The organism is Frankia sp. AgKG'84/4, from assembly GCF_023242965.2.
Classification (GTDB): Bacteria; Actinomycetota; Actinomycetes; order Frankiales; family Frankiaceae; genus Frankia.
In genome coordinates this window covers 1-11,225 of record NZ_JALKFU020000124.1, presented here as the reverse complement: position 1 = coordinate 11,225, position 11,225 = coordinate 1, and the positions used below count along the sequence as shown (strand labels likewise).

Genomic DNA, 11,225 nt, shown 5'->3' with positions numbered 1-11,225 from the left:
AACAGGTCGGCTCCACATTCAGCCGAAACGAAAACCTCGCCGGCACGGAGGCATCGCTGGCACGAAAGCGCCGCCGAGGCCAAGGCGTCGCCGACACAAACGCGCGCCCCTGGCACAAAAGCGCCACCGACACCAAAAACGTCGCTGGCAAGCCCGCCACCCCAACACAAGCCGCCGCCACTTCCGGGCACCGCCAATCCCTGTTCGGGCCGCTTCTGTAGGGGCAAATCGGGCGCGGAACCCTGCAGAAGCGGCCGAAAGCGCGTTGTCCCCCGACAGCGACAGGGGGGACGCCCCGTTTCGGGTGATGTGGGCGGTGCGGGCTTGCGTGTACGCAAAGAGGGGACCGGGCCGACCTGGTGGTCGACCTGATCCCCTCCTACGCGAGACGGGCGGTCCGCCCGGCCGCCCGTCCGCTCCGGCCAGGGGCGCAGCACCCTAGCCGGCGACCACCCAGGAATCCGCGCCGGTCAGCAGCGTCCGCAGGTCACCGCGGCCGCCAGGCCGGGCCGTCGCCAGCCGCTCCTGGTACAGCTGGTCGAAGCTCGGCTGGGACACCGATCGGTACACGCCGATCGGCGGCTCGGCGAGCGCCGTCTCCGCGAGCCGGGCGAGCCCGTACGCGTAGGTCGAGTTGGGCGTGCCCGGGTCGTGCACGACCACGCGGGAGTCGCCGCCGTTGCCGATCGCCAGCTCGCCGGTGCTCGGGTCGCGGATGACACCCCACTGCTCGTTGCTGCCGAACACGATCGGCAGTCCGGGGGAGAGGCGGATGGGGGCCTGGTCCGGCGACGCCGGGTTGTCCGTGTCGGACGGCGCACCGGCGGCGCCCCGCGGCTGACGCGGGATCGCGCTGAACGTCGGGCAGCCCTGGCGGATCTCGACCAGTGCGGCGCCCTTGTGGGCGGCGGCGGCGGTGAGGGTCGCGGTGAGGTGCCGACGGTCGGAGTCAACGGTGCGGGCCACGAAGGTGGCACCGGCGCCGAGCGCGAGCGCGACCGGGTTGAACGGGTAGTCCAGCGAGCCGTGCGGGCTCGACGGGCTGACCGTGCCGACCTTGGACGCGGGCGAGAACTGGCCCTTCGTCAGACCGTAGATCTGGTTGTTGAACAGCAGAATCTTGAGGTTGACGTTGCGGCGCAGCGCGTGGATCAGGTGGTTTCCACCGATGGACAGCGAGTCGCCGTCACCGGTGACCACCCACACCGACAGGTCCGGCCGGTTGATCGAGATCCCGGTCGCGAACGACGGTGCCCGCCCGTGGATGGAGTGGATGCCGTAGGTGTCGAGGTAGTACGGCAGCCGGGAGGAGCAGCCGATGCCCGACACGATGACCGTGTTCTCGGGGGCGACACCGAGCGCGGGCAGCAGCCCTCGCATCGTCGAGAGGATCATGTGGTCCCCGCAGCCGGGGCACCAGCGGACCTCCTGGGGGGTGGTGAAGTCGGCGACGGTCGGGGCCCGCCGGCCGCTGCCGCCGCCAGCCGGCTCCTCCGCCGTCGCCCCGCTCGTCTCGTTGACCTCGCTCATCGTCCCGCCTCCGGGGTCGCGTCCTGACTGGTAGCGGTAGCGGTGGCCGCGGTCGCCGCGCCGGCGAGGCGCGCGGCGACGTCGCCGAGCACCTTCACGGAGCGCTCGCCCGAGGTGTCATCCTCGGTGATGCCCGCGATCACCCGAGTGATCACGGAGGCGAGTTCCGCGGACCGGAAGGGCATGCCGCGGGTCTGGTTGTAGCTGACGGTGTCGATCAGGGTCTCGCGGCGCAGGTGGCCCGCGAGCTGACCGAGGTTCATCTCCGGCACGAGCACGGTGTGGTACTCGGACAGCACCGACGCGACGTTCGCGGGCAGCGGAGCGATGTGCCGCAGGTGCGCCTGGGCGACCTTCAGCCCCGCGGCGCGCACCGTCTGGCAGGCCTCGCCGATGGGGCCCCAGGTCGAGCCCCAACCGATCACGAGCACGTCCGCGCCGGACCCGGGCGGCCCGCTCGGGTCGTCGACCTCGAGCAGCGGCACATCGATGCCGTCGATCTTGGCCTGCCGGGTGCGGGTCATCAGGTCATGGTTGTCCGGGTCGTAGGACACCGCGCCGGTCTGGTCGGCCTTCTCCAGGCCGCCGATGCGGTGGGTCAGGCCGGGGGTGCCGGGGATCGCCAGCGGCCGGGCGAGGGTCGCCGGGTCGCGGGAGTAGGGCAGGAAGACCGGGTTGCCGGCGTCGTCGACCGCGTTCGGCTCAGTGGCCAGGTCGATCCCGATGAACGGCAGATCCGCCACCTCGGGTACCCGCCACGGCTCGCTGCCGTTGGCGATGTAGGCGTCGGAGAGCAGGATGACCGGGGTCCGGTAGGCGAGCGCGATGCGCGCCGCCTCCATCGCCGCGTCGAACCCGTCCGCCGGGGAGCGCACGGCGATCACCGGGATCGGGGCCTCGCCGTGCCGGCCGTAGAGGGCCTGCAGCAGGTCGGACTGCTCGGTCTTGGTCGGCAGACCGGTGGACGGGCCGCCGCGCTGCACGTTCACGATGACGAGCGGCAGCTCCATGATCACTGCGAGGCCGAGGGCCTCGGCCTTGAGCGCCATGCCCGGCCCGGAGGTGACGGTCACGCCGAGCATGCCGGCGAACGACCCGCCGATCGCGGCACCGATCGCGGCGATCTCGTCCTCGGCCTGGAAGGACCGCACGTCGTTGGACGCCAGGATGGACAGCTCGTGCAGGATCTCGGACGCCGGCGTGATCGGGTAGGCGCCGAGGAACAGCGGCATCGCGGCCTGGTGGGCCGCGGCGACCAGGCCGTAGGCGACCGCCTTGTTGCCCTTGAGGTGACGGTAGGTGCCGGGCGGGAGCGCAGCCGGCCGCACCTCGTAGACGTTCGCGAACGCCTCGGTCGTCTCACCGTAGATCACCCCGGCGCGCAGCGCGGCGATGTTCGCGGCCTGCACGTCCGGCTTGGACGCGAACCGCTTGCGCAGGTACTCGATCGTGTCCTCGACCGGCTGGCTGAACATCCAGGACACCAGGCCGAGGGCGAACATGTTCTTCGTCCGCGCGGCGTCCTTGCGCTTGAGGTTGTGGTCGGCGACGGCCGCGGAGGCGAACCCGGTCAGGTTGAGCGCGTGCACCTGGTAGGCGTCCAGCGAACCGTCGGTGAGCGGGTCGGCCTCATAACCGGCCTTCTCCAGGCCCAGGACCGTGAAGGTGTCGGTGTCGACGATGATCACGCCGCCGGGCCGCAGCTCGGTGACGTTGGCCTTCAGGGCCGCCGGGTTCATCGCGATCAGGACGTCGGGCTGGTCGCCGGGGGTCGAGATGTCGTGGTCGGCGATGTGGAGCTGGTAGCTCGACACCCCGGCCACGGTTCCCGTTGGCGCGCGGATCTCCGCCGGGTAGTTCGGCAGGGTCGCCACATCGTTGCCGATGGCGGCGGCCTGGGCGCCGAACCGGTCTCCGGTGAGCTGCATTCCGTCGCCGGAGTCACCGGCGAACCGGATCACCACGTTCTCCAGCCGTCTGACCCCGTCGGGCCGCTCGGACAACTGCTCGGTGGGCATGGGAGACCTCATTTCAGGCGTCGCGTCCCGCGCCGAACATCACCGGGGAGTGCTCGGCGAGGCGGGCGGCGCGGATCAGTGATCAGGGCAGGGCAGATCGGGGAACGGGCAGGTCGGGAGCCCGACCGCCGATCGAGGCAGCCGATCCGGCCGACCCGTTCGGGCCGGGCGGATCGGCGGGGTCGGTGCGATCAGCCGAGTCGGCGGTGGCGGTGGCGGCGGCGGAGTCGGAGTCGGCGGAGTCCGAGTCGGCGGAGTCCGAGTCGGCGGAGTCCGAGTCGGCGGAGTCCGAGTCGGCGGAGTCCGCCGGACGCGGCAGATCGCCGGAGCCGACGGCACGCAGGGACTGCACCCGGAGCACGGCGCGGGCCACCGACGCCGCGGCGGCGTGCAGCTGGTCGACGGTGGTGAACCGGCCGACGCTGAAACGCAAGGTCTCCCGCGCCGCCGTTGCCGACAGGCCCATCGCCAGCAGCACCGGCGACGGTTCCTGCCCCCCGCCGTGGCACGCGGACCCGGCGGAGACCGCCACGTCCGGCAGGCAGGACTGCACGGCGTCGGCGTCGGCGTCGACGAACCGCAGGCTCAGCGTGTTCGGCAGCCGGATCGGGCCGGGCCGTCCGGTGCCACCCTCGACCGGCCCGTTGACCTTGACCGTCTCGGTGCCGAGCCAGGCGACCAGCAGGTCGTAGAGCAGGTCGGTCTGGTCGCGGTGCCGGGCGGCCTCGTCGTCCATCACCGCGGCGGCGATCCGCGCGGCGGCGCCGAAGCCGACGATGCCCGGGGCGTTCAGGGTGCCCGACCGCAGACCGCGCTCCTGCCCGCCGCCGTGCAGGATCGGGGTGAGCCGCGACCGCGTGCCGCGCCCGGCGACGAGCATCCCGACGCCCTTCGGCCCGTAGATCTTGTGGGCGGACGCGACGGCCAGGTCGATCCCGGCGTCGTTGACCGCGACGGGAAGCCGCCCGAGTGCCTGGGTGACGTCGCAGAGGAACAGCGCCCCGGCGTCGTGGACGAACGGCGCGACGTGCCGCGGGTTGGTCAACGCCCCCGTCTCGTTGTTCGCCGCCATCACGGCGACCAGGGCGACCTCACCGCCGGCGGGCGTGGGACGCAGCAGCGCGCGCAGATGGGAGAGGTCGAGGGCGCCACCCGGGTGCACCCGGATGGTCTGCACGCTGCCCTCGTACCGCTCGGCGGCGGCGCGCGCCGCACCCAGCACCGCCGGATGCTCGGTCGCGCCGACCAGGATCCGCCGCCGCGTCGGCGGTTCACCGCCGAGCAGGCCGACGATCGCCAGGTTCGCGGCCTCGGTGGCACCGCTGGTGAACACGACATCGCGGGGGCGGGCCCCGGCGAGCGTGGCGACGTCGCGGCGGGCGTGCTCGACGAGGCGCAGGACGGCCTGGCCGGCCGGGTGCGGGCTCGCTGGGTTCGCGAAGTGCTCCCGTAGCAACGGCAGCATCGCGTTGAGGACTTCCGGGTCGACCGGGGTCGTCGCGTTGTGGTCCAGATAGATCATGCGGAGCCGCCGGGGCCGTGTTCCGGGCTGTCCGGGCTTCCTGGTCCGCAGTCCGGGCAGCCCGGGTCGCGCCGGGTCCGCGGGGCGCGCAGGTCCACGTCCCACAGGTCGATGTGGACGAGACGGCCGACGGCGGGCTCGGCGAACCCGCCGGCGACCTTCAGTGCCTCCGTCGCCGCCAGGCAGCCGACCGTCCCGGCGACCGAGCCGAGCACCGGGAAGCCGAGTGGCTCCCAGGACGGGTCGCCCGCCGGGAACACGCACCGCAGGCACGGCTCCCCCGGCCGGACCACCAGCAGGTACGCCTCGGTGGAGTTCATTGCCGCGACGACCAGCGGCACCTCGTTGCGGAGGCACAGCCGATTGATCAGGTAGCGCTCGGGGAAGTTGTGCCGGGCGTCGACGACCACGTCGGCCTCGGCGATCAGGCCGGGCACCGCGGGGTCGTCCAGCGGGCGGTCGATCGCGACGATTTCCACCTGCGGGTGGTGCGCCCGCAGCGTGTCGGCGGCGCAGAGCACCCGCGACTGCCCGACCCGCTCCGGGCGCATCAGCGTCTGCCGGTTGAGGTCGGGCTCCTCCAGGTCACCGGGGTGCACCAGGATGAGCCGGCCGACCCCGGCGGCGGCCAGGTAGGTTGCCGCCGCCCCGCCGACCCCGCCGACCCCGGCCACCAGCACCGTCGCCTGACTCAGCCGCCGCTGGACCGCGACCCCGAACCCGGGGATGGTCACCTGCCGGTCGTAGCGTCGGGAGACGTCGGCACCGGGCGGGGCGGACTGGACGGGCAACGCCGAATGACCAGGCAGCACCGACTGACCAGGCAGCACTGACGGGCCGGGCAGCACTGACGGGCCGGGCAGCACTGACGGGCCGGGCAGCACTGACGGGCCGGGCAGCGTTGACGGGCCGGGCAGCGTCCGCGCCGCCGGTCCGGGGCAGATCGTCCGCAGGCGGGAGGAGGAGTGGGATCGGGCAGTGACCATCGTGCGCTCCGCGGTTATCGGCAGGACGGGTGGAAAAGGGCGGGCTGCTCCGCCGAGCCGGGGCCGGTCAGGCGACCAGCGCGACCCGGCCGATCTCCGGCAACAGCTCCTTCAGCCGGGCCTCGATCACCCCGGAGAGGGTCGCGCCCGCGCTGGAGCAGCTCCCGCAGGCACCGGTCAGCTTCAGGTGCACCTCAGCGGAGCCCGGCTGGCCGCCGCCGGCGAGGACGGCGACGATCTCGGCGTCGCCGCCATCGCCCTGCAGGAACGGACGGATCTCCGCCATCGCCTCTTCGACCCGCTCGCGCAGCAACACGTCGGCCTCGCTGCGCTCCGGTGTGTCCGAGGCGCCGAACGACGACCCGCAGCCGCAGGAGCTCTTCGCGTTCGGGTTGGTGAAGGTGAAGCCGGAGGACGTCAACGTCTCGGCGTAGTCCACCCGCATGCCCTGCAGCAGGTGCGCCACCGAGGAGGCAACGACGACGTCGAAGCCGTCCTGGCTGTGGACGGCGTCCTCGGCCTCGGCGCCGGGGACGAGCGAGAGGTTGTAGGTGTAGCCGGCGCAGCCGCCCGTCTCGACGCCGATGCGCAGGGCGAAGCCGTCCGTCCCGGGCGTCGAGGTGAGCAGGTGACGCACCTGCGTGCGGGCCCGCTCGGTCAGCTCGATGACGGGAGTGGTCGTGGTCATGGGGTGCCAACCTCCGCGGGTGCACGGTCGGTGATGAGGCGGCCGCCGACCTCGGCCACCGCCTTGTCGATGAGGTCGTAGATCTCCACCGGCTCGATGCCGGCGTCCTCGAGTGCTTCCCTCGGACCCGGGCCGATCTTGCTGCAGAGCACCGCGGCGCAGTCGGCGAGCATCTCGATGGTCTGGTCGAGCTTCGACGGGCCCTTGCCGTCGCCCTCGTCGTCGTCACAGTCGGACGGGCCGTTGCAGTAGCGGTCCACGTCGCGGGTCTGTACCAGCCGTGCCCAGCCGGGCGCGGCCTCGTAGATCCAGAACTCGCCGGCGTGGCCGAAGTGCTGGTTGACGACGCCGCTGCCCTTGGTCGCGACGGCGACGAGAACCACCTCGGCCGGGCGCAGCGCCGGGATGGCCGGCTCGTCCGGGGCGGCCGGGCCCGTCGGGAGCGTCATGCCGGTGGAGATGTTGAGGCTTTCCCGGGTCATCGCGACCTCGGAGCGCCAGCGCTCGATCTCCTCGTGCGCGGCCTGCCGGCCTTCGAGGTCGTAGGCGATCTCGCGGCCCTGGTAGGTCTCGGGGCTGAACTCGTCGCCGCGGTCCTCGCCGAGCAGGCCGACCGCGTCGGAGCGGCACTGCCGGCAGTGCCGCATCATGTTCATCTCGGCGCCGTCGTCCTGCTCGCACCGGTCCTGCAGCGCCTTGAGCTCCTGCGCGGTCGGCCCGCGCTGGCCGGTCAGGCCGAAGTGGGTGCCGTGCTCGGGTGCTGAGACCAGCGGCATCACGTTGTGCAGGAAGGCGCCGAGCTCCTTGACCGTCCGGGAGACCTCGACGAGGTGGGTGTCGTTGACCCCGGGGATCAGCACCGAGTTGACCTTGCAGAGGATCTTCCGGTCGGCGAGCGCGGCGAGGCCCTCGAGCTGCTGCTCGGAGAGGATCCTCGAGGCTTCCCGGCCGGTGTACCGCTGGCCCTTGTAGGCGACCCACGGGTAGATCCGCTCACCGACCTCGGGGTCGATCATGTTGATCGTGATCGTCACGTGGTCGACGTTCAGGTCGGCGATGCGGTCGACGAACTCGGGCAGCCGCAGCCCGTTGGTCGACAGGCACAGCTTGATGTCCGGGCAGTCCCGGGCCACCAGTTCCATCGTGCGGAACGTCTGCTTCGGGTTGGCCAGCGGGTCGCCGGGCCCGGCGATGCCGAGCACGCTCATCTGTTTGATCTCGCTGGCAACCAGCTTGACCTTGGCAAACGCGTCCTCGGGGGTCAGCAGGTCGCTGGTGACGCCCGGCCGGCTCTCGTTGGCGCAGTCGTACTTCCGGTTGCAGTAGTTGCACTGGATGTTGCAGGCGGGGGCGACCGCGACGTGCATGCGGGCGTAGTACTGGTGCGCCTCGGCGCTGTAGCACGGATGGTTGGCGATCTTCTCGGCGATCTCCGGGTCCTGCTGCGGCGTGGTGGTGCCACAGCTGGTGGTGCTCCGGCAGCCCGCGCTCATCGGGGGCCGTCCTTCCCACCGGCCGCCCCCGCAACGGTGGACTTCGCCGCCTGCTCGCCGCCGGCCTTCTCGCCGTCTCCGTGACCCTGGCCGTGGCCCTTGCCACCGCCGCCGGAACAGTCGGCCTTGCCGTGCTTGCAGCCGCCGCCGGACCCGCCGTGGTGCTCGTCCGCGGTCGGTGCCGAGGTCGAGACACTCGTCGCGATCGGGACTGCGGCCGGCGGCGTGCTCGGCTGGCGGGCGGGTTCGCCCTCGTCGTCCGGCGGCGGGGCGAGTTCGCGCTCCAGGGCGCCGACGACCCGGCCGTTGCGGAAGGCGACCGCGTAGACGATGTGTTCCTGCAGGTAGAGGCCGACGTTGATGACCTCGCCCCGGGTACCGGCCTCGACCAGCACGTCACCGACGGAGACCGCCGGGTCGGGGTAGGTGCCGTCGTTGCGCAGCTCCTTGACGGTGACGACGACGTCTCCGACGTCGTAGGTGTTGCTGCTCACTGGTCCTCCTCCGGCTGCGCGGTCGGTGCCGGCCGGGCGTCGCCCGGCCGTGCCACGGTGATGTCGGACGACGGCACGAAGCCCGCCGCCTGGGGTGCGCGGTCCTTGAGGACCTTGAAGACCCGGTGGTCCAGCGCCGTGGCCTTGAGGAATGCCTGATAGCAGCGCTCGAGGCCGTCGTGGTAGGCGCGCAGCAGTTCCGCCGGGTCGGCCTGCTCGCCGTCGCCGCCGGCGGCGTGCAGGCGGCCCAGCTCGTCGCCGAACAGCCGCAGGATGTGCAGCCGGTTGACGGCGACGACGCGGGGGTCGTAGGCGACACCCAGCAGGTCGAGGTACTGCTCCGCGGTGGTGCAGCGGTGGAACTCGGCGAGCTGGGCCGCGGCGGTGGTCGTGCTCATGCCGACGTCTCCTTCTCGGCCTGGCCCTCGAGCAGGGCGATTTCGGCGTACGCGTCGTAGGTGCGCTGGGCGACGTCGAGGATCGACTCCCAGCCGAGCGGGAGCTCCTCAGAGAGGTCGTGCAGGTCGAGCTTCAGCTGCGAGGCGCGGCTGTTGAGCCGGCGCAGCCGCTTGCGGGCCGCCTCCGGGTCGAGTTCGGTGCCGTCCCCGGGTCGGGTGCCCTGCGCTACCGGGTCAGGCGTCATCGCGGGCGACCTCCCCGTACTGCTCGATCACCTTGGTCGCGCCGGTCACCAGGGACTCGCCCCGGGCGCTGAGCTTGTCCAGCGAGTCGAAGCCGAAGCGCTGCACGTCCCGCAGCGCCTCGGAGACGACGACGAGCCGGCCGGCGAAGATGATCACACGACCGAAGCCCTCGTGGCTGAGGTCGAGGATCGTCGTCGTGAAGGCGCCGGTGGCCCGCTCGGTGGCGGCGGCGATGGCCTGGTAGAACGACCGCAGCCGGGCCTCGGTCGCGGGCTCCAGGTCGCAGTTGGCGGCGATGTTGCGGCGGTCCTCGCGGGTGAGGACGAACGGCGCCAGCAGGTGGTCGTCGGAGAACCGGTCGAGCTGGCCGTACGCGTCGCTGGCGCGGACCTGGTCGACGAGGTCGCGCAGGAATCCGGTCGTCTCGGTCATGCCGCGTCTCCCTTGAGCACCGCGGCGACGCTGCGGGTCCAGCTCTGCTCGACCGGCTGCGGGTCTCGGGCCCGCATCACCTTGCGCAGCCACGGCGGCGGGGTGCCCGCGAGGGTCGAGATGTACCGGGCCAGCAGGTCCTCGACGCTGGTGCCCTTGGCCACCTTCACCGGATGGATCTTGGCCTTCACGACGCGGGCGGCCGCTGTGCCGCCGATGTCGCTGATGTTGAGGATCACGCAGTCGAGGACCGCCGCGAGCCTGGATTCGATCTTGCCTTCCTCGTCGTCGGAGGCCGCGTCGAGCAGGCGGCGCTCCAGCAGGCGCGACCCGGTGGGGCCGACCTCGTACACGTCGAACCGTTGGCACCAGCCGAAGTGCTGGTCCACGGCGGTTCCATCGCTGGTGGCGAAAGCGATCTTCAACACGGTGACTCCTGGCACAGGTCGTCGAGTTCATCGGGGTCGGCCGTGGCGCCCGGCGCACGGGTGATGTCCGAGGTGGACCGCCCGTCGCTCGGGTGCCCGCCGGGCCCGTGGTCGAGGACGCGGTTGGCCGCGTCGAGGAGCAGGCGAAGGCTGCCGGCGTAGCCGGCGGTGCCGGCCAGCGCCGCCCCCAGCCGGTCGAAGATCGGAAAGCCGAGCGGCAGGAACGCGGCGCCGATCCGGTGGGCGACCCCGCGGGTATGGCTGGAGCCGAGCACCAGCTCGGCGCCGGCCGCCGCGGCCCGCTCGGCGAACTCGTCGAGGTCGCCGACGACGACCTCGGCCCAGGGGGCGTCGGCGAGGACCGGCTCGGAGGTCGGCGCCATCGCGGTGACGATCTCGGCGCCGGCGTCGCGCAGCAGCGACCCGGCCGCGACCAGGAGATCGGGCTCGGCGGCGATCGCGACCCGGACGCCGCCGAGCACGAAGTGCGCGTCGAGCAGCCCGTCGGCGAGGCGTTCGCGGGCCCGGCGGACCTCCCGCGGGGCAGTCCGGCCGCTGACCACCATCAGCTCGCTGACCAGCGCGTCCATCTCGGTCAGGCCGGTCAGGTGGGGATGGTCGAACAGCGGGGCGCCGGTGCGGGCGGCGAGCAGCTCACCCGCGGTGGTCGCGGCGGCCCCGGCGACCAGGACGGCCCGGGCGTCACGCAGCGAGCACAGCTCGGCGAGTGTGGTACCGCCGGTCGTCGTGGGCGCCCAGGCGGGGGCGAGGTGCCCGTCCAGGGAGCCGGACAGGTCCGGCACCAGCACCGGGACGAGGCCGAACGCGCGCACCAGGCCGGCGAGCTCGTCCAGGTCGGCCGCGGTGAGCCCAGGACCGGCGAGGACGGCGATCAGGTCGCCGTCCTCGCCAGCGCTGCCGGCCGGACGGGTCACGCTGGCTGCCCTGGCCAGCCGGGTCAGGGGCGGGGCCAGCGCAGCGGTCGTGACC

General features: G+C 72.6%; 13 protein-coding genes. 1 reads left to right on the top strand and 12 read right to left on the bottom strand.

Annotated elements, in window-relative coordinates:
* A partial coding sequence (locus tag MXD58_RS10705; RefSeq protein WP_250609271.1) for a hypothetical protein occupies window positions 1-221 on the top strand: 221 nt, incomplete at its 5' end.
* Between the two features lie 217 nt (window positions 222-438).
* On the opposite strand, the gene MXD58_RS10700 is transcribed toward MXD58_RS10705, so the two are convergent.
* The 12 genes from MXD58_RS10700 to MXD58_RS10645 form a co-directional block, all read right to left on the bottom strand.
* On the bottom strand, window positions 439-1,530 hold the full coding sequence (locus MXD58_RS10700) for a 2-oxoacid:ferredoxin oxidoreductase subunit beta (protein ID WP_248838493.1): 1,092 nt from the start codon (window positions 1,528-1,530) through the stop codon (window positions 439-441).
* The gene (locus MXD58_RS10695; RefSeq protein WP_248838494.1) at window positions 1,527-3,548 is read right to left on the bottom strand and encodes a 2-oxoacid:acceptor oxidoreductase subunit alpha; all 2,022 of its coding nucleotides are present in this window, start codon (window positions 3,546-3,548) and stop codon (window positions 1,527-1,529) included. Before MXD58_RS10695 ends, MXD58_RS10700 begins: the two co-directional genes overlap by 4 nt.
* Window positions 3,549-3,630: 82 nt before the next feature.
* Window positions 3,631-5,070, bottom strand: a complete 1,440-nt coding sequence (locus MXD58_RS10690; protein WP_248838495.1) for a cysteine desulfurase family protein — start codon at window positions 5,068-5,070, stop codon at window positions 3,631-3,633.
* The gene (locus tag MXD58_RS10685; RefSeq protein WP_308301940.1) at window positions 5,067-6,056 is read right to left on the bottom strand and encodes a HesA/MoeB/ThiF family protein; all 990 of its coding nucleotides are present in this window, start codon (window positions 6,054-6,056) and stop codon (window positions 5,067-5,069) included. Before MXD58_RS10685 ends, MXD58_RS10690 begins: the two co-directional genes overlap by 4 nt.
* A 67-nt stretch (window positions 6,057-6,123) precedes the next feature.
* The gene (locus MXD58_RS10680; RefSeq protein ID WP_248838496.1) at window positions 6,124-6,744 is read right to left on the bottom strand and encodes an iron-sulfur cluster assembly accessory protein; all 621 of its coding nucleotides are present in this window, start codon (window positions 6,742-6,744) and stop codon (window positions 6,124-6,126) included.
* Entirely contained in the window at window positions 6,741-8,237 is a 1,497-nt protein-coding gene (gene nifB / locus MXD58_RS10675) for a nitrogenase cofactor biosynthesis protein NifB (protein WP_248838497.1), read from the bottom strand. Before nifB ends, MXD58_RS10680 begins: the two co-directional genes overlap by 4 nt.
* On the bottom strand, window positions 8,234-8,731 hold the full coding sequence (locus MXD58_RS10670) for a nitrogen fixation protein NifZ (protein ID WP_248838498.1): 498 nt from the start codon (window positions 8,729-8,731) through the stop codon (window positions 8,234-8,236). The genes nifB and MXD58_RS10670 overlap by 4 nt, the downstream gene beginning before the upstream one ends.
* Window positions 8,728-9,129, bottom strand: a complete 402-nt coding sequence (nifW, locus tag MXD58_RS10665; RefSeq protein WP_248838499.1) for a nitrogenase-stabilizing/protective protein NifW — start codon at window positions 9,127-9,129, stop codon at window positions 8,728-8,730. Before nifW ends, MXD58_RS10670 begins: the two co-directional genes overlap by 4 nt.
* A complete protein-coding gene (locus tag MXD58_RS10660) occupies window positions 9,126-9,374 on the bottom strand; it encodes a CCE_0567 family metalloprotein (RefSeq protein ID WP_248838500.1) in 249 nt (82 codons plus the stop codon). The genes nifW and MXD58_RS10660 overlap by 4 nt, the downstream gene beginning before the upstream one ends.
* Complete coding sequence (locus tag MXD58_RS10655) at window positions 9,364-9,807, bottom strand: NifX-associated nitrogen fixation protein (RefSeq protein WP_248838501.1); 444 nt, start codon at window positions 9,805-9,807, stop codon at window positions 9,364-9,366. Before MXD58_RS10655 ends, MXD58_RS10660 begins: the two co-directional genes overlap by 11 nt.
* Window positions 9,804-10,235: a nitrogen fixation protein NifX gene (nifX, locus tag MXD58_RS10650; RefSeq protein WP_248838502.1), complete on the bottom strand. Its 432-nt coding sequence runs from the start codon at window positions 10,233-10,235 to the stop codon at window positions 9,804-9,806. The genes MXD58_RS10655 and nifX overlap by 4 nt, the downstream gene beginning before the upstream one ends.
* On the bottom strand, window positions 10,229-11,225 hold a 997-nt coding region (locus MXD58_RS10645; protein ID WP_284678180.1), incomplete at its 5' end, for a nitrogenase component 1. The genes nifX and MXD58_RS10645, both read right to left, overlap by 7 nt.